Annotated in this window: 20 protein-coding genes; 1 reads left to right on the top strand and 19 read right to left on the bottom strand. The window is 62.1% G+C overall.

The window, feature by feature from the left end:
* The first annotated feature begins 117 nt into the window (after positions 1 to 117).
* Complete coding sequence (locus tag CRN80_RS10950) at positions 118 to 1032, top strand: LysR substrate-binding domain-containing protein (RefSeq protein WP_098950137.1); 915 nt, start codon at positions 118 to 120, stop codon at positions 1030 to 1032.
* 128 nt (positions 1033 to 1160) lie between these two features.
* Here CRN80_RS10950 and madM read toward each other — a convergent pair whose 3' ends face one another.
* The 19 genes from madM to pilG form a co-directional block, all read right to left on the bottom strand.
* On the bottom strand, positions 1161 to 1925 hold the full coding sequence (gene madM, locus CRN80_RS10945; protein WP_032897715.1) for a malonate transporter subunit MadM: 765 nt from the start codon (positions 1923 to 1925) through the stop codon (positions 1161 to 1163).
* 5 nt (positions 1926 to 1930) lie between these two features.
* The gene (madL, locus tag CRN80_RS10940) at positions 1931 to 2323 is read right to left on the bottom strand and encodes a malonate transporter subunit MadL (RefSeq protein ID WP_032894763.1); all 393 of its coding nucleotides are present in this window, start codon (positions 2321 to 2323) and stop codon (positions 1931 to 1933) included.
* A 67-nt stretch (positions 2324 to 2390) separates the two neighbouring features.
* The gene (mdcH, locus tag CRN80_RS10935; protein ID WP_032894762.1) at positions 2391 to 3290 is read right to left on the bottom strand and encodes a malonate decarboxylase subunit epsilon; all 900 of its coding nucleotides are present in this window, start codon (positions 3288 to 3290) and stop codon (positions 2391 to 2393) included.
* Positions 3287 to 3883, bottom strand: a complete 597-nt coding sequence (locus CRN80_RS10930) for a malonate decarboxylase holo-ACP synthase (RefSeq protein ID WP_098950136.1) — start codon at positions 3881 to 3883, stop codon at positions 3287 to 3289. Before CRN80_RS10930 ends, mdcH begins: the two co-directional genes overlap by 4 nt.
* Entirely contained in the window at positions 3877 to 4647 is a 771-nt protein-coding gene (mdcE, locus tag CRN80_RS10925; RefSeq protein WP_098950135.1) for a biotin-independent malonate decarboxylase subunit gamma, read from the bottom strand. The genes CRN80_RS10930 and mdcE overlap by 7 nt, the downstream gene beginning before the upstream one ends.
* Complete coding sequence (locus tag CRN80_RS10920) at positions 4644 to 5486, bottom strand: biotin-independent malonate decarboxylase subunit beta (protein ID WP_044271907.1); 843 nt, start codon at positions 5484 to 5486, stop codon at positions 4644 to 4646. The genes mdcE and CRN80_RS10920 overlap by 4 nt, the downstream gene beginning before the upstream one ends.
* Positions 5479 to 5778 carry a malonate decarboxylase subunit delta gene (locus CRN80_RS10915; RefSeq protein WP_014720312.1) on the bottom strand — a complete coding sequence of 100 codons (300 nt, stop codon included), beginning with the start codon at positions 5776 to 5778 and terminating at the stop codon, positions 5479 to 5481. The genes CRN80_RS10920 and CRN80_RS10915 overlap by 8 nt, the downstream gene beginning before the upstream one ends.
* Complete coding sequence (locus tag CRN80_RS10910; RefSeq protein ID WP_098950134.1) at positions 5778 to 6611, bottom strand: triphosphoribosyl-dephospho-CoA synthase; 834 nt, start codon at positions 6609 to 6611, stop codon at positions 5778 to 5780. Before CRN80_RS10910 ends, CRN80_RS10915 begins: the two co-directional genes overlap by 1 nt.
* Positions 6612 to 8282, bottom strand: a complete 1671-nt coding sequence (gene mdcA, locus CRN80_RS10905; protein WP_098950133.1) for a malonate decarboxylase subunit alpha — start codon at positions 8280 to 8282, stop codon at positions 6612 to 6614.
* Between the two features lie 83 nt (positions 8283 to 8365).
* The gene (locus CRN80_RS10900; protein WP_138183511.1) at positions 8366 to 9094 is read right to left on the bottom strand and encodes a hypothetical protein; all 729 of its coding nucleotides are present in this window, start codon (positions 9092 to 9094) and stop codon (positions 8366 to 8368) included.
* 642 nt (positions 9095 to 9736) lie between these two features.
* Entirely contained in the window at positions 9737 to 9976 is a 240-nt protein-coding gene (locus tag CRN80_RS10890; RefSeq protein ID WP_098950131.1) for a DUF6124 family protein, read from the bottom strand.
* A 331-nt stretch (positions 9977 to 10307) separates the two neighbouring features.
* The gene (locus CRN80_RS10885; protein ID WP_098950130.1) at positions 10308 to 10727 is read right to left on the bottom strand and encodes a hypothetical protein; all 420 of its coding nucleotides are present in this window, start codon (positions 10725 to 10727) and stop codon (positions 10308 to 10310) included.
* Complete coding sequence (locus CRN80_RS10880) at positions 10705 to 11043, bottom strand: polymorphic toxin type 44 domain-containing protein (protein WP_169918559.1); 339 nt, start codon at positions 11041 to 11043, stop codon at positions 10705 to 10707. Before CRN80_RS10880 ends, CRN80_RS10885 begins: the two co-directional genes overlap by 23 nt.
* Positions 11044 to 11339: 296 nt before the next feature.
* Positions 11340 to 11795 (bottom strand): chemotaxis protein CheW, encoded by a 456-nt coding sequence (locus CRN80_RS10875; RefSeq protein ID WP_003195048.1) that lies wholly within the window; start codon positions 11793 to 11795, stop codon positions 11340 to 11342.
* Positions 11788 to 17604, bottom strand: a complete 5817-nt coding sequence (locus CRN80_RS10870) for an Hpt domain-containing protein (protein WP_098950129.1) — start codon at positions 17602 to 17604, stop codon at positions 11788 to 11790. The genes CRN80_RS10875 and CRN80_RS10870 overlap by 8 nt, the downstream gene beginning before the upstream one ends.
* A gap of 169 nt (positions 17605 to 17773) precedes the next feature.
* Positions 17774 to 19825: a methyl-accepting chemotaxis protein gene (locus CRN80_RS10865; protein WP_098950128.1), complete on the bottom strand. Its 2052-nt coding sequence runs from the start codon at positions 19823 to 19825 to the stop codon at positions 17774 to 17776.
* A complete protein-coding gene (locus CRN80_RS10860) occupies positions 19822 to 20346 on the bottom strand; it encodes a chemotaxis protein CheW (protein WP_098950127.1) in 525 nt (174 codons plus the stop codon). Before CRN80_RS10860 ends, CRN80_RS10865 begins: the two co-directional genes overlap by 4 nt.
* An 11-nt stretch (positions 20347 to 20357) precedes the next feature.
* Positions 20358 to 20723, bottom strand: coding sequence for a twitching motility response regulator PilH (pilH, locus tag CRN80_RS10855; RefSeq protein WP_014720320.1), 366 nt, complete (start codon positions 20721 to 20723; stop codon positions 20358 to 20360).
* Between the two features lie 46 nt (positions 20724 to 20769).
* Positions 20770 to 21177, bottom strand: coding sequence for a twitching motility response regulator PilG (gene pilG, locus CRN80_RS10850; protein ID WP_014720321.1), 408 nt, complete (start codon positions 21175 to 21177; stop codon positions 20770 to 20772).
* Positions 21178 to 21397: the final 220 nt, after the last annotated feature.

The raw sequence follows: 21397 nt of genomic DNA, 5'->3' as shown, positions 1-21397 counted from the left end.
AACAGGCGGACAAGCGTCCAGCCTTGCGCATCAGAGTGCAAGCGGCGCGTGACGTTCCGGCGACGGCGGCGGCGTTTACGGGCACAATCGAGCGCAATCGAACAAGAGCCCACGGCCATGCTGATCGACGAAGAATTCACCCTCAAGAAACTGGAGATCTTCCTGGCGTTCATGCGCACCGGCAACCTGGCCCGCGCCGCCGCAGAGCTGCAAACCAGCAATGTCAGCGTGCACCGCGCCATTCACTCCCTGGAAAATGCCCTGCGCTGCCCGCTGTTCAAACACGAGGGGCGCAACCTTACCCCGCTGGAAAGCGCCTACGTGCTCGAAGAGCGTGCGCAGAAACTGGTGGCGGATGTGGTCGACAGCGTGCGCCTGACCCGCGAAGCCGCCGGGTTCTCGGCCGAACGCTTCAAGCTCGGCTCGCTGTATTCGCTCACGGTCAAGACCGTGCCGCAATTGATCATGGGCCTGAAAATCCGGCGCAGCGAACTCAATATCGACCTGATCCTGGGCTCCAACTTCGACCTGCTCTACAAGCTCAAGAACATGGAAGTGGACGCGATCCTCATCTCCCTCGACGAACACGCCCACGACCCCGACTGTGAGCAGATCGCGCTGTTCAGCGATGACATCTTCCTCGCCACCCCGGCCGACTCGCCCCTGGACCGCAATCAGGAAATCGACCTGGCCGACGTGCGCGATGCCACCTTCATCACCCTCACCCAGGGCTTCGCCACGCACCAGGACGGCAACCGGGTGTTCCATCAGGCAGGGTTCGAACCGAAGGTGGCGATGCAGGTGAACGATATCTTCACCTTGCTGAGCATGGTCAGTTCAGGGGTGGGTTATGCGCTGCTGCCTGGGCGGATCGCGGCGGTGTATGAGAACCGCGTGAAGCTGATACCGCTGCAGCCCAGGTATCGGTTGCAGCAGCAGATCGGTGTGGTGTTTTTGAAAGCCAAAGAGCGCGATCCGAACTTGCTGGCGTTGTTGGCGGAGTGTCGGATGTATGCCAATCGCCAAAGCTGAGGACGATCGCTCCCACGCTCTGCGTGGGAGCGCAGCTTAGGACGCTCCGCGTCCGCTTTGTTTTGACCGTGACGCAGAGCGTCACAAGAGGCGTTCCCACGCGGAGCGTGGGAACGATCATCCCCCCGTCAGCCCACTAACCCACGCATCAGCAAAAACAGCAACGACGGCCCCAACAAACACCCCAGCGCCGTATAGAACGCCGCGGTCAAACACCCATAAGGCACCAGCTTCGGATCAGTCGCCGCCAGGCCGCCGGCCACGCCGCTGGAGGTGCCCATCAAGCCACCGAAGATCACCGCGCTACGTGGGTTGTTCAGCCCGATCAGCGGCGCCACGAACGGCGTCATCACCATCACCAGAATGGCCTTGATCAACCCTGCGGCAATGGACAGCGCCATCACCTCAGAGCTGGCCCCAATCGCCGCGCCAGTCACCGGGCCGACGATATAGGTCACGGCCCCGGCGCCGATGGTGGTGAGACTCACCGCATCGGTGTACCCGAACGCCATCGCCACCCCTACCCCGGCAACGAACGACGAGCCCACGCCGACAAACAGCGCCAACACACCCACGAAGCCCGCGCGTTTGAGCTCATCGACACTCACGCCAAACGCCGTGGCGACAATCGCAAAGTCCCGCAGCATTGCGCCACCGAGCAGGCCGATGCCCGACAACAGAGGAATGTCCACCACGCCCTTGGAACCACCGGTAAACGCACCGCCCACATACGACAGCGCCAACCCCAGCAGAATGGCAATGGCCGAACCATGCAGGCGGCCCTTGGTGAAGGTGTCGGAGATCCAATAGGACACCCACATGGTCAGGCCGATCACGGCGAAACCACTGATCAAGCCGTAGCCGGTGATCACTTTCATCATCGATTCGTACATGGCGATCACCCGGCTTCTTTGGTGGGAACAGGAGCAACCGGCTCGCGGTTACCGATACGCACCAGCACGGGCACCAGGGCAAAGCCGAGCACCACGGCGAGGGTTCCGGCCAGAATCGCCATCGGCCCACCGCTGATGGCGCCATACACGTTTTGCTGGGCAGCCATCGCCACCACAATCGGGATATATACCGCCGCCCAGAAACTCACGCCTTGCTCTGACTTGCCGGTAAACAGGCCGCGTTTGCTCAGGTAGCTGCCCAGGCCGATCAACAGCAGCATGGCAATACCCACCCCGCCGACGTTGGCCGGGATACCCAGCAGCTTGCCCAGCAGTTCACCTACAAACAGCCCTGCCAACGTGCAGAACGCCAAAAAAGCCACACCGTAGATAATCATGGTTGTTGTCCTCAAAGTGCTCGTTCGAAATTGTTGTTTTTGTGCTTCGAAAGCCTTGGGTACTGCGTTATCGGTGGCGGCGCTCCTCCTCTTGCAGCAAGGCCTGCAAGGTGTCCAGGCGGGCGCCTTCGCAGGCGATCACCGTGCCTTGTTCAAAAACACGGCGTGACAGACCAGTGAGCACCGCGCCCGGAGGCAGTTCGATTTGCAGGCGCACACCGCGCTCGTAGGCGCTTTGCACCGTGCCGCGCCAATCGACAACGCGGCACATATTGAAGGCCAGGTCGTCACGCAGGTGTTCGGGGTTGTGGATAGGCCGTGCGCGGGTGCTGCTCAGGTAAGTGATGCGCGGCGCCTTGAGTGGGACGAAGGCTTGGAACAGAGCCTGGGCGGGTTGCTCCAGCAACGGGCAGTGAGACGGCACGCTGACGGCCAGGCGCTTGGCGACGCCGTTACCTTTGATACGCTCGGCAACCCGTTTCATCGCCTCGTTGCTTCCGGCGATGACGGTCTGGTTGTCGGCATTGATATTGGCCAGGTACACCGGCATTTGTGGGCTGTGGATATCCGCCAGCAAGGCCTCGACGCTGGACAGATCAGGACCGATCAGCGCGGTCATGCCATAGCCCTGTGGATAAGCCTGCTGCATCAATTCGCCACGCAAGCTGACCAGTTTTATCGCATCAGCAAAACCCAGGGAGCCGGCGATCACCGCGGCTGGGTAGGCGCCGATGGACAGGCCCGCCACGTAATCCGGCGTGCACGCCAATTGCCGCGCATGGGCCACGCCGGCGATCAACAGGCACAGTTGCACAGCCCGCGTCGATTCAAGCGCCTGCGCCGAGTCGAGCTGACGAACGTCTTCACCCAGGGCATCACTGGCCTCTTGCACAATGTCGGCGGGCAACGCTTGGAGCATTCCGCTGCGTTGGGCGCCCTGCCCCGGAAACACCAGAAGGCTGCTCATGCCACGGCCTGCCAAGGGTCGAGTACAAGGTGCGCACCGCTGACGGTCTTGAGCAGTACACGGCGTGAGGGGCCGGCCCATTCGCGCAAGGCGACGGCGCCGAAAGGGGTTTGCAGTTGCAGGTCGACGGCGCAGGGCGCGGTGTCCAGGATCGCCAACAACGCTTGCGCCTCGCTACGAGCCAAAGGATTGGGCGTGCACAGAATCAAATCCAGGTCACTGTTGGCATGCAGCGCTTCAATGCCACTGGCCAATTCAAACCCGGCACTGCCGCTGACGCCCCAGTCTTGCTGCGCCAGCACCGGCCGCAGTTGATCGAGGGCCCGCAGTGCCGGTAAATCCCGTGCTGAGAGCACCTCTCGCAAGGCTTGCGGCGCCACCCGCCGTTGCACCGCCGCTACAGGCATCTGGGCGGCAAAACGCTGCTCACGCAAACGCCCACGCACCCCGACCGCCACATGGCCCGGCTCGACGATGGCGCGCCGCACCACTACCGGATGCCCGGCACGGATCGCGTCCCGCACCCAGGCCGGGGCATCGGCAGACAGATGCGCCAGGGTCATGCCCCAGAGCAAGTCGTGGGCGTTCACCATTGCTCCCGCAACAGCTGGCGCACGTGGCTGGAGGCAGCCCGGTTGGTCGCGCCGAGGCGTGAGCTCAAGTCGGTACTGCCGATATCCTTGACCGCCTGCACCAGGCAATCGCGAACCCGTGCCACGTCATCCGCCGTGGGCTGTTCAATCTGGGTGACTGTCAGCGTCTCCCACAGCAAACCCAGGCTGGCATAGCTGTCGATGTCATAGGCCATCGGCGGCACGCTGGCGGCCAGTGCTTCCAATTCTTCGACGCTGCGCAAGGTCACCCGTGCCGCCGAGGCTTTGCCCATGGCATGCACCATCACGCCAGGGTCGCGCAGGGCAATCAGGCGATTGGCCTGGTAACCGTGGGCGAGGAACGCCCCCGACATGGCCTTGCCCACCAGCAGGGCGATCACCGGGTGGCCGGCAAGCCGAGCGCGTGCGTAGCTGTCAGCCGCGGCGGCCAGGGCCTGATGAATGCCAAGGGCCTCTTCGCGACGGCCATAAGCTTGGCTGGGTACGTCGACGATAGCGATGATAGGACGCTTGTCACCCCGGGCGATGGCTTCGTCCACCGCCTTGGCCAAGCCCCAGCCTTCCAGCAGGCCGACCTCGCCATTGCGGGCGCGGGGGAAGCGGTTGTGTGGGTCGGGGACCACGGCGATATAGCGCACCGCCTGTTCACCCAGCACACCGTCCGCCACTTTCAATGAGCCCGGCAAACCCTCAACGGGCGTTGCGTTGGCGGTCAGCGCGTTGAACCACTGCAAGCCTCTCATGAGCGTTCTCCCTGATACAGCGCGCGAACCGCGCCGGGCTCGATCTGCGCCGTGGCGTCCAGTTCGGCCAGGCGCGCCAGGTAGAAATCAGCGCGCCGGCTGCGAGGTTGTGCGGGCACACCTTGCTGCAACAGTGCGCTGACGGTCTGCTGGATCTGCGCCACATCGTCCGCCACATAACGGTCGGCCAAGCCGCTGTTGAAGCGCTGCTCGCCACCGGTAAGGCTCCAGATAAAAGGCCGGTCGCGGGAGTCGTATTCCTCCAGGCCCGCCTCCTGTTCGATCACTTGCGGGCCATTCAAGCCCAGGCGTGCTTCGCGAGTGACCACAAGGTAACTGCACAACCCGGCCGCGATGGACATGCCCCCAAAGCAACCGACACTGCCGGCCACCACGCCGATCACCGGCTGGTACTGGCGCAGGTCAACAATCGCCGCGTGGATATCGGCAATCGCGGCCAAGCCGAGGTTGGCTTCCTGCAAACGTACGCCGCCCGTTTCCAGCAGCAGCACGGCGCAGGTGGGGATGCCGTTGCGGTTGTCTTCGGCGGCCAGTTCCAAGGCGCCCGCGATTTTTGCGCCGCCGACTTCACCCAGGCTGCCGCCCTGGAAATTGCCTTCAATCGCGGCAATCACCACAGGCTTGGCGCCGATGCTGCCCTTGGCGATCACCACACCGTCGTCGGCCTGGGGCACCACGCCTTGGCGGCTGAGCCACGGCGACATGACCCGCTGGAACGGGTCAATCAACTCGCGGAAGGTACCCGCATCCAACAACGCCTTGGCGCGCTGCCGGGCACCGAGCTCCACAAAGCTGTGTTTGGCGAGTAAGTCAGTCATGGCCGATCTCCTCGAAACCTTGCTCCAGCCGCAAGCGCACTACGCCGGGCGTGGCACCGAAGTCGTGGATATCAATGTTCAAAGCCGGTGGGGTCTGCTCCTGGAAGATGCGTTCGAACAGGTGCTGCCAGCGTTGCTGCGCGCCATTGACCGAGGTTTGCACCTGAATGGTCAGGGTGCCGGGCGTGCCCGGCTCCAGCAGCACTTCCAGGTCGCCCGAGCCGACGCAACCCACCAGCGCACGGCCTTTGGGGGGCTGCCCGGCGGGGAATTCAAAGGACAAGGTTTCCATCACAACGCTCCGTCGAGGCGGTCGATAAACAGGCAGGCGGCCAGCAGGTCGGCGGCGCCACCGGGGGAGGCATTCAAGGCCAGCAGTTGCAGGTCCAGCTCATGCAATTGGCGGCGCCCCGCGAGGGTTGCGCTGCCACCGGCGTCGAGCACGGCCTGGGCGCCCTGTTGCATGGCGGCCAAGCCTTGGGTACCGGCGCGGTAGAGCACGCAGGTGTCTGCCAGGTCCGTCATGATCGCCAGCAAGGCATCCAGGCGGGCGTTCTGTTCACCGGCATTTTCGCGGCGGCTTTTGTGCAGCTGCGGCAGGCCGCGTTGAGTCACCGAGGGAAAGCCGAGCTGGGCTTCTTCACGGGCACCGCGTGCGCCGTAGCGCTGGGCGACCTGGACGCCATGGCTCATGGGTTGCGGTGCGTAGCGGTCGTTGAGCAGCGCCAGCTTGGCGGCGGTCAGGGTTATGGCACGGGGTTCCAAGGCCGCCGCAGCGGTGAGCAAACCCAGCGCCCAGATCGCACCGCGATGGGTGTTCACGCCCTGGGTGGTAGCAAGCATGGCTTGCTCGCCTTCACGGCCAATACGCCCGAGCGCTTCGCGCAACGGCAGGCCGACTTCGCCAATATCGAGCGCAGCCTCGGCCATTTCCTTGAACATCGGCCACAGTGACAGCGCCGAAGCGTGCATCAGCCCCAGGTGCAAATCGCTGTGGGCACCATTGCCACGCCGGTCCACCAACGCAGGCTTGGGCGACAGGTCGGCTTCATCGATCAGCGCATCGACGGCCATATCCGCGAGGCGATCGGCGAGGCTGAGTTCATGCAGTTTGAGCGCGCGCATTTACCAACTCCTGAACTTGGCGGGCGGGTTGTACAGGCCACCGGACCACTCCACCAGGTCGGCCACGCTCTTGGCGGCCAACAACTCGCGGGTGGCGTCGGTGCGGCGAATACCCAAATCTTCGGGCAAGGCAATCAAGCCTTCGCGACGCATGCGCGCGGTGTCCTTGGGGTTGTGGCGCATGCCGATGGCGGTCACCCCGGCGACGGCGGCGATCATCGCCTGGCGTTCTTCCAGGGAGCGCGCCTTGTACAGGTAGGCGATGCCTTCTTCGGTGAGCAAATGGGTGACGTCGTCGCCGTAGATCATGATCGGCGCCAGGGGCATGCCGCTTTTGCGCGCCACTTCCACCGCGTCCAGGGTGTCGACGAAGGTGGGTTTGCCGCCTTCCTGGAAGGTTTCGACCATCTGCACCACCAGTTTTTTGCCGCGTTCAAGCAGGGCTTCTGGCGCATCGTCGTGGCGCATATCCAACCAGGCCGGCGTGCCATGGCGGCGGCCGCGTGGGTCGTGGCCCATGTTCGGCGCACCACCAAAACCGGCGAGGCGGCCACGGGTCACGGTGCTGGAATGCCCGTCGCCATCCACTTGCAGGGTGGCGCCGATAAACAGGTCCACGGCGTATTGGCCGGCGAGTTGGCAGAACATGCGGTTGGAGCGCATCGAGCCATCGCGGCCGGTGAAGAACACATCCGGGCGTGCGGCGATGTAGTTTTCCATGCCCAGTTCGGTGCCGAAGCAATGCACACTCTCCACCCAACCGCTTTCAATCGCCGGGATCAATGTGGGGTGCGGGTTGAGGGTCCAGTTGCGGCAGATCTTGCCTTTCAGACCCAAGGATTCGCCGTAGGTGGGCAGGATCAATTCGATGGCAGCGGTGTTGAAGCCGATGCCATGGTTGAGCGACTGCACATTGTGCTTTTCGTAGATGCCTCGGATCGCCATCATCGCCATCAGCACATGCACCGGCTTGATATGGCGTGGGTCGCGGGTGAACAGCGGTTCGATATAGAACGGCTTGTCGGCCACCACCACGAAATCCACCCAGCTTGCGGGGATGTCGACGCGGGGCAAGTCGGTGACGTCATCCACCAACTGGTTGACCTGCACGATGACGATGCCATCGCTGAAGGCGGCGGGCTCGATCAACGCCGGGCTGTCTTCGGTGCTGGCGCCGGTGTAGATGTTGCCGGCGCGGTCGGCCATGAAACCGGCGGAGAGCACCACGTTGGGGATCAGGTCCACCACCAGCCGTGCGTAGAGTTCGATGTAGGTGTGGATCGCGCCGATTTCCAGCAGGCCGTCTTCCAGCAACTGGCTGATGCGCAGGGACTGGGTGCCGGCGAAAGAGAAATCCAGCTTGCGGGCGATGCCCTTTTCAAACAGGTCCAGGTGCTCGGCTCGGCCCACGCTGGGCATGATCATGTGCAAATCGTGGAGCTTGGCCGGGTCGGCCTTGGCCAGGGAACGCGAGAGAAAGTCGGCCTGCTTCTGGTTGTTGCCCTCCAGCACCACGCGGTCGCCGGGGAGGATCAAGGCTTCAAGGGCCTCGACGATCTTGTCACTGGGCAACACCGCCCCGTCTGCGTATTTTTTGACCAGCCCGAGCCGCCGCTGCTTCTCGTCGCGCCGCCGCGTCCAGCGCGAGTCGGGGGTGATGGTTGTTGTCATGGTCGCTCCACGGGGTTTGCTGTCGTGGGCTGTACCTTAGGAGCGAATGTGGAGAGGCATCAATCAAGCTGGGTGCTGGATCGTTACGGCTGGAGTAACGGTGCAGCGCCACGCCTGCGGTAATACAGCGATGTGCTCACTATCGAGCAAGCCACCAGACTATTTAACGTCAGTATCCAACCCGGTGCCTTGGACCATACAGAGGCGAGCGTCCCTACATAGAGCACCAAGAGCACAACAAGTATGAGAAACAGACCCAGTCCGACCGACTCTCCCCATTTAGGGAATTTGTTACGGCACTCAAGCAGCACAATGCTCAAAAAGGTGAACAAGAAGGTAATAAGCATGATTCCAAGCGCATGATCAGTTGCCACTATGCGGCCAGAGAGCTTCGAAATAAGGAAAAGAAAAATCATGGACAGAGAGGACAGCCATAACCAAACAAAGGCGTAATCAAGAATGTTGAACAACGCCCGTTTGAACTTCAACGCCTCGACCGCGTTCGGCTTTGTCCCGAGTGCAACAGCCAGCAGACCAGACCCCAGCCCTCCAAGGGTCATGATGATGAAGTTGTTTAAAACGTTAATCGTGTCTTCGGGAACACCGATCAACTGGATAAGCAGTAGGATAATCACTGCACCTACAATGGAAATCATGGCCCCCCATAGCGCACCACGCCCCTCAGCCAATGACCTGACTGCGGACGCTGTTGCGGTCACTGTCAGGACCCATAAGATCAAAGCGCCGGTAACCATGTTGTAGAGAAATGAAAAACTGTTGCCTACTGCGCCAAGAAGTTCCATCACGCCCACATCACTCCATCCCTAAAACTGAATCCTCCTTATCGGCCGTAGCACATAAAGCTTGATGTGGGGCTGGCTTGCCTGCGATGGCCATAGGTATCTACACAATTTCGTTACGACGCTGAACCTGTGGTGAGGGAGCTTGCTCCCGTGACGACCGCATAGCCGATGCTTATCTACCTGACGCCCCGCGATCAAACTGTGGGAGCGGGCTTGCTCGCGAAAGCGGCCTGACAGCCGACCGGGATGTGGGATTAGATTGAGTACATATCCGTTATTTAGGTAACGGCTACTTAGGGTTCCGCCCTGACGGCGGGTCACTTTGGAAAAGCCCCAAAGTAACCAAAGGGCTCTTGCCCCACCACTCGGCACCTCGCCTAGGCTCGGTGTGCCCGTAATCCGCCAGTGATTTGGGGGGCCGCCCAAATCCCTGTCGAATTCCGGCCAGCGTGGTTTAACGGGGCGCCTAAGATCAAAAGCAGAGCAAGATCAAGAGCGACTCGCTTCGCATCGTGGTTACCGTCTGCTGTTACAACCCACAAAGTTGTGTAGATACCTATGGCCGCAGGCAAGCCAGCTCCCACATGGTCGGTGGTGTTGGTTAGATAGCGGTCCCAAAGAGGGAATGATCAGTCCCTTTTTGGGACCGTTTCAAGTTGCTGGCGATGGGCTGATTTGCTCCAGCGCTCTATCGACCAACAACTGACCCAGCTCGGCCATTTGCTGAATTCCCAGCATGATGGCGCGCTGGGAAGTGTCCAAGTCGAAGGTCAGGTTGCAGGTGAGCGCATTGAGCGAGGACAGGGTTTCGCTGGCATTGACCAGCAGGGTTTCGGTGTCTTGGTGGGGGTTTACGGTGAAGAGCGGTGGATTGGGCGTAGGTTTGACCATGATTTACAGCTCCGATATGTGATGGAGGCTGCCCTCTCTCCGCTTGCACGCGAATGAAGGTGGCAGCTGTACGCAGGTGTGCAAGACCGGGCATATCGGACCCCGGCAGACTCCGAAGAATCTCCCACGCACAGCCGCCATAACGAGTACAGCAGGCATAAAAAACGCCCGTCGAATGGCTATGGGCGTTGGTGCGCCGACATGTAACCGGACTTGCACGTCCGTGTCACCGTTTTTTGCGATGACGGAGCGAAGACTAGGCGCGATGATCAATCACAACAAGTTCATGCACAGCCCGACATCTTGCAGGAAAAATCTGAGCGCTAGCTCCTCACAACACCATCATCACCCTGACCTTCCCCAGGCCCTCCAGCGCATAACTGTGGTACTCATACACTTCTCCCTGAATAACCAGATGCAGGGTGCCGCCCTCATTATTGACTTGAACATCGGGCTCTTTTGTTTTGAGAAAAGGAGGTGCAGACGCTAATACGCTGAGTATTTCCTGATCACTTCCCAAATCCTTATGCACGTAGTACCTGTAGGAAAACCCCACCGTCGCGCCACCTTGGCCATCTCGCGCACCATAGATCGACATACCGTTGCCCAGGGAATGCTTCAACACCACTTCATCCAGGTCCGGTGTTCCGGGCGACAGGACCCAACTGCCGCCGATATAGAGCAGGCAAATCACAAGCAGGCAATTACGCAGAACAGGTATGAGGCGCTTAGTGGCCTTGCGAAATGGCATATTCGATACCTCTTCTTATCCAATATTGATCCCGTGGGTCGTCACCAAAAGGCTCACCGCCCCACCATGATCCAAAATCCGGACGAGTCGTTCTGGCGATGGTTTGAGCCACACCGGCGGCTCGCAGCAACACATTTTCGGGAATGCCCAGCACCGTGCCTGTGGCACCGTAATTGAAGTTACCAAAAGCTTCGTACTGACGCCCCTGCTTCTTGTAATTCCAAGGGCCGGCCGCACGGACCTGAGAGTAGAACCAGGAATAGGCGAATGCCGAGCCGGGCTTGAGATGAATGCGCTTGCAGTTGGATATCGCCATGTTTCAAGAATTGAAACGCCGGGCGGCATTAACGGTACGGCCATTTGCGAGTCCTTGCTGGCAGTGAGGAGTGCAGAAACTAGCCACTCCACTGCGGCCTGAAAACCCACCTATTCCAAATTCAGAACTCGCCTACAGCAACTCCATCCTATTCCGACATATCACCGATTATTTGCAAGCTCTGCGTGGGAGCTGGCTTGCCTGCGATAGCGGTAGGTCAGCTACTGAGATGTTGACTGACAGGCCGCTATCGCAGGCAAGCCAGCTCCCACAGTAGATCTTCATAGGGCTCAGGATCAGGCCAGGCCGGACTCTACCAGCAGCGCTTCAAGGCCCATCAAGTCCGGCACCTTCGCCACCTGCTCGCCCACTTGCACCGCTGCCAGTTCCAGTGGGCACAGGGGCACGTCCACGTAGCTCAATTCGCTATCGAGCTTGTACGAACGCGGAATGCCCTGGATCACCAGCGCAATGAATTTCAACGTCGGTCGCCCGCCCAGTGCATTCAACACCACGATACGTGAGCGTTCGCCCGTCATGCTGGCTTCGCCGCAGGCCGCTTCAAAGCTGATCAGTGGAATCTGCCGATCGCGCCACGTAACCTGCCGCAGGTACCACGGCGGTGCATCGCTGGCCGGTTCGCCGCGCTGGAAGTCGATCAGCTCGGCCACGGCAACGTTGGGCAGCACCAGGTGGCGGTCGGCCAGGGGCAGCAGCAGTCCGGTGAGTTGGCTGGTGCGGTGCTCAAGCATGGGACTTGCTCCAGTAGGCGATGCTTTCCAGCAGTACCGACTCTTGGTATGGCTTGCCGAGGTAGTCGTTGACGCCAATGGCCATGGCGCGGTCGCGGTGTTTCTGGCCGGTGCGTGAGGTGATCATGATGATCGGCAAGCGCATCAGGCGTGGGTCGTTGCGTATCTGAATGGCTACTTCGAAGCCGTCCATACGCGGCATTTCGATGTCGAGCAGCATCAGGTCCGGGGTGTGTTCTTCCAGGATGGCGAGGGCGTCGATGCCGTCCTTGGCGGTGAGCACGTTCATGCCGTTGCGCTCCAGCAGGCGGCTGGTGACTTTGCGTACGGTGACCGAGTCGTCCACCACTAGTACCAGCAGCGGGCGTTTTTTCAGCGGATCGTTGAGGATCAGCGGCGCATCCACCGCCTGGGCCGGCAACGCCGGTTGCCGAGCGCGGATGTGCGCCAGCAGGTCGATGATCAGCACCACATGGCCGTCGCCCAGGATGGTCGCGCCGGTCACGCCCTGCACCCCGGAGAACTGCGGCCCCAAGCCTTTGACCACAATCTCGCGGGTACCGGCCATGGCATCCACGTGCACCGCCACGCGGCGTTCATTGCAGTGCACCAGTAGCACCGGCACGGGCTGGTACTGGCCCAGCAGTTTCGGGCGGCTGGCGGTGTGCAGCAGGTCGCCTAAGTAGAACAACTCGTAGCGCTGGTCGGCGTATTCATAGTGCGGCGGGTCTTGCTGGTAGTGCCCGGCCAATTCATGGGGCAGCACGCGCACCAGGCCTTCGATGGTGTTGAGGGGGATCGCGTATTGGTCGTCCGCGCAGTGCACCATCAGCGCACGATTGACCGACACGGTAAACGGCAGGCGAATGCGAAAATGCACGCCCATGCCCGGCGTCGAGTCGATCACCATGGAGCCGCCGAGCTGGCGCACTTCTTCATGCACCACGTCCATGCCCACGCCGCGCCCGGAAATCTGGGTGATTTTTTCGGCGGTGGAAAAGCCCGGTTGCAGGATGAACTGCAACACGTCACGGTCGCTCATCTCTTGATGGGGCGCGAGCAGGCCGCGCTTGATCGCCTTGCGCCGCACCGCTTCAAGGGGCACACCCGCGCCGTCGTCACGCATGTCGAAGACGATGTCGCCGCCTTCGTGGGTCAGGTCCAGGGTGATGCGGCCCTTCTCCGGTTTGCCCGCCGCCAGCCGCACTTCGCGCGACTCCAGGCCGTGGTCGACGGCGTTGCGCAGCATATGCTCCAAGGGTGCCGCCATGCGCTCCAGCACGTTGCGGTCCATCTCGCCTTCGGCATTGCCGACGATGAACTCCACGTCCTTGCCCAACTCGCCCGCCACTTGCCGCACGATGCGCTTGAGGCGTGGCAACATGCGCTCGAAAGGCACCATGCGCGTGCGCATCAGGCCTTCCTGCAATTCGGTGTTGATGCGTGCCTGTTGCTGCAGCAGGTTGTGGGCATCCTGGTTGCGGCGCTCAAGGGTGTCCTTGAGGTCGAGCAGGTCGGAGGCAGATTCGGACAGCGCACGGGCCAGCTGTTGCAGCTGCGAATGGCGGTCCATTTCCAGCGGGTCGAACTCTTCGTAGCCCAGGCGTTCGGCCTCGGCTTGCTGGCGACTCAAGAGGCGGCCCTGGGTTTCGCTGTCGAGCCGGCGCAGTTGGTCGCGCATGCGCTCGATGGTGGTTTCCATCTCACTCAAGGCAATGCGTGCATCCTTGACTTGCTGCTCGATACGGCCACGGAAGATCGAGGTTTCGCCGGCCAGATTGACCAGGTCATCGAGCAAGTCAGCAGAGATTTTCACCATGTCGGCAGCCGGATCGGCGACCGCTTCGGCCTTGCCCGCCGGCAGTGCCACGGGCGCAACCGGCTCATCACTGGGGTGCACCAGGCTCTTGATGCGCTCGATGAGTTTATCCACCGAACCCACCGGCAACCCCTCGGCCACGGCGTCGATCATCTGCGCCAGGCGATCATGGCAACCTTGCAGCAGTGCGAACAACTCAGGGGTCGGCGCGAGCAAACCGGCGGAAAGCCCTTCGTAGAGAAATTCCAGCTCATGGGCCAGATCGCCGATCGGCCCGATCTCGACCATGCGTGCGCCACCCTTGAGGGTGTGCAGGTCACGCAGCAGGGTTTCCACTTCCTGGCGATTGCCCGGCTCGGCCTGCCAGCGCACTAACGCGCTGCCTGAGCTGTCGAGGATATCGGCGGCTTCTTCGAGGAAGATATCCAGCAATTCCGGGTCGGCACCCGAGGCGGGCGCCACCGCAGTCGGCGCTGCCGGGCTGCTGGCCTGGCGCAATTCGCGCAGCCTTTCGACCAGCTCGGCGCCGTCACTCAAGGGTTGCTGCCGTTGCAGTTCGTCCAACTGTTGGGCCAGGCGTTCGTGACTGGCCATCAGTGCCTGGGACAGCTCGACGGAATAACTATAGCGGCGGTCCACCAGCCCCTCATAAACGCATTCGAGCTCGTAGGCCAAGTCGCCCACCGGGTCGATTTCGGCCATGCGCGCACCGCCCTTGAGGGTGTGCAGGTCCCGCTGCAACGAGGATAAGGGCGCGGCGTTTTCGGGTTCCAATAACCAGCGCTTGAGCGACTGGCCGGCGCTGTCGAGGATGTCTACGGCCTCTTCAAGGAAGATCTCGACAATCTCGTCGTCCATCGCCGTTGCGTGATCCAACTGCGCAGTGGCCACGCCCAATTCGGAAATACTCAAGGCGCGGCTGCCGTCGCTTTTGATCAGGCCAGTGGCGGACGGGTCCAATGCTTCATCGAGCAACTCGCGCAACGCTTGCAGCCGTGCGGGCGCGGGACTGATTTCCTGGCCGGCGGCCAATTGGTCGAGCATGTTGATCAGCGCGTCGTGGGCCTGTTCGGCCTCATGGAAGAAGCGTGCGCTGACCGCCAGGCTGCTTTCCTCTACCGCGCCATACAGGTCGAGCAAGGCTTCGCACAACGCGTCGATAGGGTGCAGGTCGGCAAGGTGCGCGCCCTCGCCCAGGGTGGTCAGCTCGTCCAGCAACGCCGTGAGTTCCTGACGGTCGCCGGGGTGTTGCTGCCAGCGGCGCAGCAGGCTTTCGGCGTCGAGCAGGATGTCCATGCCCTGGGCCAGGAAGTTGGTGATCAAATGCGGGTCACGCTTGACGCGCAGGCCGGCCGTGGGCGCGTCGAGCAAGGCGGCGAGTTGATGCTCCAGCAGGCGCTGGGTGCGGCTGATCAGGTCAGCCGCGCCGTTGATTGGCGCCAGGGGGTTGTGGTCCAGGCCACCCAGCCCGCGCTGGAACAGCTGTTGTGCTTCAAGTAGCAACGCCACTTCGTCCGTGTCCAGTGGCAAGCGGTGGGCCTTGTATTCACGGGTGAGGTGATCCAGCGGGCGCGCCAGTTCGGCGATGGGCAACACACCGGCCATGTAGGCGCTGCCCTTGAGGGTGTGCAAGGCGCGTTGCAGTTCATCGCTGACCTGCAGCGGCACCTGCTCGGCGGCCTGTTGCAGGAAGTACTCGAGGCTGTCCAGATGGCCTTGGGCTTCGTTGCGGAAGATCTCCAGCAGCATCGGGTCATGGGGCTCGGTGGCCGACGTGACGGCGCCACTGGCCAGGGCATGGGCTCGGGCGGCCAAGGCATCGACCTCATCGCGCTGGCGTTGGTCGTCGGTGGCAAAATCGGCGATCAGCTCCGGCAGCAGGGCCACGGCCTCATCCAATACCTGCTGCACCTCAGGTCCGAGGACTACGCTGCGTTCCAGCACGCGATTAAGCAGGTTCTCCACGGCCCAGGCCAGCTCGGCCAGCACCAGGGCGCGCACCATGCGGCCGCTGCCCTTGAGCGTATGGAAGGCGCGGCGCATTTCGCCCTGGGCGGTTTTGTCCGCGCTGTCGGGCAGGTAGCGATGCAGCACGTCGAGGACTTCATCGGTTTCTTCAAGGAAGACTTCGCGCAGCTCATCGTCAATCGGTTCTTCATCGGCCGGCGGCGGCAACAGGCTGCCGGGACGCTGCAAGGCCGGAGGGTTGAGACGTGAGGTTGGGCTCGCCAGCGCATCGAATTGGGACTGGCTGGGTGCGGCCTCGGACAGTGCCCCCTCGGGCGCGGCCAGGGCCTGGCGCCAGGGTTTTTCCGCCGGCAGGTAGCCCAATGCATTCAAGCCCTGGGTGGCCAGTTCCAGCACTTTTTCGCCCGCCGCGTCAGGGTCTTGAAGCATGCGTTCGAGGTAGTACTCCAGGCTGCTGACCACCTCGGCGAAATGCCCCAGTTGCGCCGCCGAAGGCGCGGCGTCATTGACCATCAACTGCTCATCGACGTAGTCGGTGCAACCGCGCATCAAACTTGCGGCGCGTGGCAAAGGAATCATCGCCAGGGCACCGCGTACCTGGCTCAACAGCTCGGGCAAGGATTCCAGGCGCTGACGGTCCCAGTCGGCCTCGATGCAGTCGATCACCAGCTCCTTGGCTTGGCGCAGGCACTGGCACGACTCGCGAATCACCAGCTGGTGAATCTGGGTCAGGTCGGTGGTGGGCAAACGGCTGTCTTCACGGCTTTGCGGTTCGACGGTGCCGATCATCCCGGCCAGCGTCGCTTCGACATAGAGCAGCGCACCGGCCACATCCATCAACACCGCGTCATTGGGTTCGCGCTGCCCCTGGACCAGGCTCAACACCACCGCGAGTTGGTCGATGATCACTTTGCGTGGCTGGCCGAAACCCAGCACCGCGAGGGTATCGGCGATCTGGCGCAATGGCGCCAGCAACGGGTCGAGGTCCTGGGTGTGCTGGCGATCACTGCGCACGAACAGATCCAGGCGTTCCTTGACCCGCACCAGCTCCTCACACAACGCCCCGAGCACCGAGCCCATGGCATTGCGATCCGGCCCAGCCAGCCGCGCACGTTCAGCATCGACCACGGCGCTGTCGGGCAAGGCTTCGTCCAAGCCGTAGCGTTCCTTCAGGCTTTGCATACGCGGCGTCGGCCGGGTCACTTTGGCGACGTAGAACAACAGGCTCTTGAGCAACTCGTCCGGCGCCGGCTGGTTGATGCCATTGACGCCTTGAACCAGCAAGCGCTTGAGTTGTTTATCGCTGGCCTTGAGCAGGCTGCGCAGCGCCGGGCTGTTGGCGACCACGCCGGTGAGCATGCCTTCGACCAGCGCCGAGGTGACCTGCCACAACGGCAGCAGCGGCGCACCCTGGCACAGCGCTTCGAGGCGTGCGAACACCCGCGCCATGTCTTCCAGGTTGCTGGGGCCGTGGTCTTCACGCAGCAACCCGGCAAGGGCTTGTTGCAGCAGGTGGCGCCATTGGCGCAACTGTTCATGCAGATCCGGCGTTGCCCGTTGGGCCAGGGCTTGCTCTGGCAACGGCTCGATCGATAGCAGTTGCGGGCTGAACAGGCTGGTTTCCGATAGCAGGCTTTCACCACGGGCGCTGCGCAGGTCGTTGAGCAGCGGCAGCACCACCAGCGGCAAGTCGCGGCGGGCACTGTGCACGCGGTCGAGGTACAGCGGCAGTTGGCCGAGGGCTTGTTGCAGCAGGCGGATACTTTCATCGCGCTGGCCGACGTGCCCGGCCTGGAGCGCAAGGGCCAGTTCTTCGATCTCTTCGGCCAGCAGCGCCGCGCCGTAGAACTCGACCATTTGCAGCGCGCCATGCACCTGGTGGATACCGGCCAGGCATTCGTTGAGGGCGTCGTCGTCATGGGTTTCAACGTACGCGCCCAGGGCCGACCGGGCCTGCTTCAGGGTTTCGGCAATATCGCCCTTGACCCATTCGAGGGCCACGTAGTCGTGCCGATCAACCATAACTGCTCCGCTTAGAATTCATGAGTTGCGTGTGTTACTCAGATCTCAAATCAAGAGGAGATCCAATGTGGGAGCGGGCTTGCTCGCGAAAGCGGTGGGTCAGTTTATAGATCAGGTGACTGATATACCGCATTCGCGAGCAAGCCCGCTCCCACATTTTGATTGCATTTCAATCGTCCACCTGCTTGGGCGGCGGCAAGGTGAAACCTGACACCGACCTGCGCAACTGGCTGGCCATCTTCGCCAGGTTACCAATGCTTTCGGCGGTGGCGGTGGAACCCGACGAAGTCTGCGTGGTGATCTGCTGGATCACGTTCATGGTCAGGGAAATCTGCCCCGCCGATGAGGTCTGTTGCTGCGCCGCGTTGTAAATACTCTGGATCAGCGCCGCCAGGGTTTTGGACACACCTTCGATCTCTTCCAGTGCCACCCCGGCGTCCTGGGCCAGGCGCGCGCCGCGCACCACTTCGGTGGTGGTCTGTTCCATGGAGATCACCGCTTCGTTGGTGTCGGCCTGGATGGTGCGTACCAGGGTTTCGATCTGCCGGGTGGCCGCCGAGGAGCGTTCGGCCAGCCGTTGCACTTCATCGGCCACCACCGCAAAGCCGCGCCCGGCGTCACCGGCCATGCTGGCCTGGATCGCGGCGTTGAGGGCGAGGATGTTGGTCTGGTCGGCGATGTCGTCGATCAGGCTGATGATGTCGCCAATTTCCTGGGACGACTCGCCCAGGCGCTTGATGCGCTTGGCGGTGTCCTGGATCTGTTCGCGAATGTTGTCCATGCCGTGGATGGTGTTGTGCACCACCTCGTTGCCTTTGTTGGCGATCTCTACCGAACGTTCAGCCACCGCCGAGGATTCGGCCGCGTTGGCCGATACCTGGTCGATGGACTGCGCCATCTGGTTGATCGCCGTGGACGCTTCGGCAATCTGCTGGGCCTGGTGCTCCGACGCCTGGGCCAGGTGCATCGCGGTAGCCTGGGTGTCCTGCACCGCGCCCGCGACCTGCCCAGCGGTGAGGTTGATGGTGGCGACCAGGTCGCGCAGTTGGTCCACGGAATAGTTGATGGAGTCTGCGATGGTGCCGGTAAAGTCTTCGGTGACCGAGGCGGTGACGGTAAGGTCGCCGTCGGCCAGGTCTTCGATTTCATCCAGCAGGCGCATGATCGCGTTCTGGTTGCGCTCGTTCTTCTGCGCGGTTTCATGCAGTTGGCGGTTGGTCTCGCGCACCATGACCAGGCCGATCAGGATGATCGAGGCCAACGCCAGCAAGCCCAGCACGTAACCGCCGATGGTGTCCAAACTGCGCCCGCTGGCAAGGTTTTCAAAACCGGTGGCCAGGTGCGAGGCTTCATCGAGCAGGGTTTGCGACAGGTTGAAAATATTGCTCGCCGAGGCGCGCACCTGGAACAACTGCGGCGAGGTCTCGAGAATTTCATCCACGGAGCCGGAGACAAATTCGAACAGCTCGGCAATGTCCGCCAGCCGCGCCCGGGCGTCCGGGTCTTCGACCTGGGTGATACGCAGCCCAGGGTTGCCGTTGAGCATACCATTGAGCACCACGCCAAAACGGTTGGCATCGCGGCCGAAAGCATCGGCGGCCTGCACCGCGGTTTCATCCCCCGCCAGCACGGTGTTGACCGCCCCCAGGATACGTTCGGCGAGCAGCGATTGGCGTTGGGCCAAGGCCACCTGGCTGGCCGGGGCGCCGCGTTGCAGCAGGCTATCCACGACCTTTTCCGACTCGATCTGCAGTTGCGGCACGGTTTCGGCCAGAGTCGCCGCCACTTGGTGCAACGACAACACGGTCTGCTCGCTGGCCAGGATCGCGTCGGTGTTTTTCAGCAGCGCCTCCCAGCCGGTCTGCACCGCCCGCATTTCAGCGCGCACCGCACTGGGCGCCGCCGGCAAACCGGTTTGCGGGTCACCTTTTTTCAGGTAGCCCCAGCGTTGGGCAAAATCATTGCGCGCATCGCCCAGCAGCTTGAACGCCGCCGCTTTCCCCGCGGCAGCTTCGGTGGCGTTCTTGGCAATGCGCTGGGACAGCACGCGCAGCTCACCGGCGTGGCCGATGTACTGTTTGTCGTAGGTGGACTGGGTGTTGAGGTACGCGAAGTTGGCGAACAGCAACATGATGAACACGATCAAGGCAATAAACAGCACGATGATCTGCGAACGGCTGCGCGAAGCGGCCTGGGGTTTGGGCGTAGTAGCGGTGCTCATGCGGCAACATCCATGAAGCCAGGGGCCTGGGCCAGGGCGAAGGGGCTGAAGACCTGCCACTGCGGGTCGCCGTCGAACTGGCCCTGAATAAACGGCGCGCTCGAGGCGGTGCTGGCCACCCAGGCGTCCAATGGGAAATGCTGCATGCCTACCACCTCGTCTACCAGCAGCCCGACAAACAGGTCGTTGAACTCCACCACCAGCACCCGCCGTTGCTTGCGCGCCTTGGATAACTCAAGGCCCAGGAAACCGCCCAGGTCCATCACCGGCAGCAAGCGCCCGCGCAGGTTGGCCACGCCTTTGACCCAGGGCTTGACCCCCGGCATCAAGGTGCAGCGCGGCTCATGCAACACCTCGGCGACTTCGCCCATGGGCGCCACGTAGGCGTTTGACCCTACACGGAAAGCGATGCCGCTCCAGCGTTGCAGGCGCGTTTCCTGGGACGGCAGGTCCGCGGCCAGCAAGCGGCAGCGGCGGTCGATGTCCAGCAGCAGCTCGAAGGCGGTTTGCGACTCGGTCATGATCGCAAGCCTTAGCCGGCCAGCACCTTGTTCAGGGTGGCAATCAGGGTTTCTTCATCCACCGGCTTGGTCAGGTAGTCTTTGGCGCCCTGGCGCGCGCCCCAGATCTTGTCGGTTTCCTGGTCTTTGGTGGTAATGATGATGATCGGGATACCGTTGGTTTCCGGCTCCTTGGACAACTGGCGCGTGGCCTGGAAGCCATTGAGGCCAGGCATCACGATATCCATCAGCACGGCGTCGGGTTTTTCCTGGCGGGCCAGGGCCACGCCATCCGCGCCGTTTTCGGCTTTGAGCACCTGGTGGCCATGCTTTTCCAGCATGCCGGTGAGTTTGTACATTTCGGTCGGCGAATCGTCGACGATCAGAACACGTGCCATGGTTTTCCCCGCTACATTGGTCGGCGCCGGCCCTCGTGAGGCGGCGTCAGTGTGCTTGTTCTACTGCGGCGAACCCAGGCACATAGGCCTTGATCGCCCCCAGCAGTTCTTCCTTGCTGAAAGGCTTGGTCAAAAACTGATCGACACCCACGATGCGCCCCTTGGCCTTGTCGAACAGGCCGTCCTTGGAGGACAGCATGATCACCGGGATCGATTTGAACGCCGGGTTGTTCTTCACCAGGGCGCAGGTCTGGTAGCCATCCAGGCGCGGCATCATGATGTCGACAAAGATAATGTGCGGGTGATGATCGACAATACGGGCCAGGGCGTCGAAACCGTCGATCGCCGTGATGACCTCGCACCCCATGTTCTTCAACAGCGTCTCGGCGGTGCGGCGGATCGTCTTCGAATCGTCGATCACCATCACCTTCAAGGCGTTGGAATGCTGTTCCATATCTGCTCTACCATCGCCACAGCGAATCGGTTTTCGGTGTGTACTGCCTGATGTTGCACAGGATGAACGCCGCAAGCCTTGGAATACAAGGGCTGCTGCGCCGTGCCAGCCTTTTTAGCACAGTCTCCTGGCGCAATCTATCGAGGCACCCGCCCAGTGGTTTTTCCTTGACCCACAACAGCCGCAGCGCCACTCTGACGCCACTTTTATGCGCCCTAAT

It is taken from the genome of Pseudomonas sp. FDAARGOS_380, from assembly GCF_002591235.1.
Classification (GTDB): Bacteria; Pseudomonadota; Gammaproteobacteria; order Pseudomonadales; family Pseudomonadaceae; genus Aquipseudomonas; species Aquipseudomonas salmasensis.
The sequence above is the reverse complement of the archived record's forward strand: the minus strand, read 5'-3'. Positions and strand labels throughout refer to the sequence as shown.

Coding starts and splice junctions, on each gene's coding strand:
- CRN80_RS10950 (WP_098950137.1), top strand. CDS start 118: ATGCTGATCGACGAAGAATTCACCCTCAAGAAACTGGAGATCTTCCTG.
- madM (WP_032897715.1), bottom strand. CDS start 1,925: ATGTACGAATCGATGATGAAAGTGATCACCGGCTACGGCTTGATCAGT.
- madL (WP_032894763.1), bottom strand. CDS start 2,323: ATGATTATCTACGGTGTGGCTTTTTTGGCGTTCTGCACGTTGGCAGGG.
- mdcH (WP_032894762.1), bottom strand. CDS start 3,290: ATGAGCAGCCTTCTGGTGTTTCCGGGGCAGGGCGCCCAACGCAGCGGA.
- CRN80_RS10930 (WP_098950136.1), bottom strand. CDS start 3,883: ATGGTGAACGCCCACGACTTGCTCTGGGGCATGACCCTGGCGCATCTG.
- mdcE (WP_098950135.1), bottom strand. CDS start 4,647: ATGAGAGGCTTGCAGTGGTTCAACGCGCTGACCGCCAACGCAACGCCC.
- CRN80_RS10920 (WP_044271907.1), bottom strand. CDS start 5,486: ATGACTGACTTACTCGCCAAACACAGCTTTGTGGAGCTCGGTGCCCGG.
- CRN80_RS10915 (WP_014720312.1), bottom strand. CDS start 5,778: ATGGAAACCTTGTCCTTTGAATTCCCCGCCGGGCAGCCCCCCAAAGGC.
- CRN80_RS10910 (WP_098950134.1), bottom strand. CDS start 6,611: ATGCGCGCGCTCAAACTGCATGAACTCAGCCTCGCCGATCGCCTCGCG.
- mdcA (WP_098950133.1), bottom strand. CDS start 8,282: ATGACAACAACCATCACCCCCGACTCGCGCTGGACGCGGCGGCGCGAC.
- CRN80_RS10890 (WP_098950131.1), bottom strand. CDS start 9,976: ATGGTCAAACCTACGCCCAATCCACCGCTCTTCACCGTAAACCCCCAC.
- CRN80_RS10885 (WP_098950130.1), bottom strand. CDS start 10,727: ATGCCATTTCGCAAGGCCACTAAGCGCCTCATACCTGTTCTGCGTAAT.
- CRN80_RS10880 (WP_169918559.1), bottom strand. CDS start 11,043: ATGGCGATATCCAACTGCAAGCGCATTCATCTCAAGCCCGGCTCGGCA.
- CRN80_RS10875 (WP_003195048.1), bottom strand. CDS start 11,795: ATGCTTGAGCACCGCACCAGCCAACTCACCGGACTGCTGCTGCCCCTG.
- CRN80_RS10870 (WP_098950129.1), bottom strand. CDS start 17,604: ATGGTTGATCGGCACGACTACGTGGCCCTCGAATGGGTCAAGGGCGAT.
- CRN80_RS10865 (WP_098950128.1), bottom strand. CDS start 19,825: ATGAGCACCGCTACTACGCCCAAACCCCAGGCCGCTTCGCGCAGCCGT.
- CRN80_RS10860 (WP_098950127.1), bottom strand. CDS start 20,346: ATGACCGAGTCGCAAACCGCCTTCGAGCTGCTGCTGGACATCGACCGC.
- pilH (WP_014720320.1), bottom strand. CDS start 20,723: ATGGCACGTGTTCTGATCGTCGACGATTCGCCGACCGAAATGTACAAA.
- pilG (WP_014720321.1), bottom strand. CDS start 21,177: ATGGAACAGCATTCCAACGCCTTGAAGGTGATGGTGATCGACGATTCG.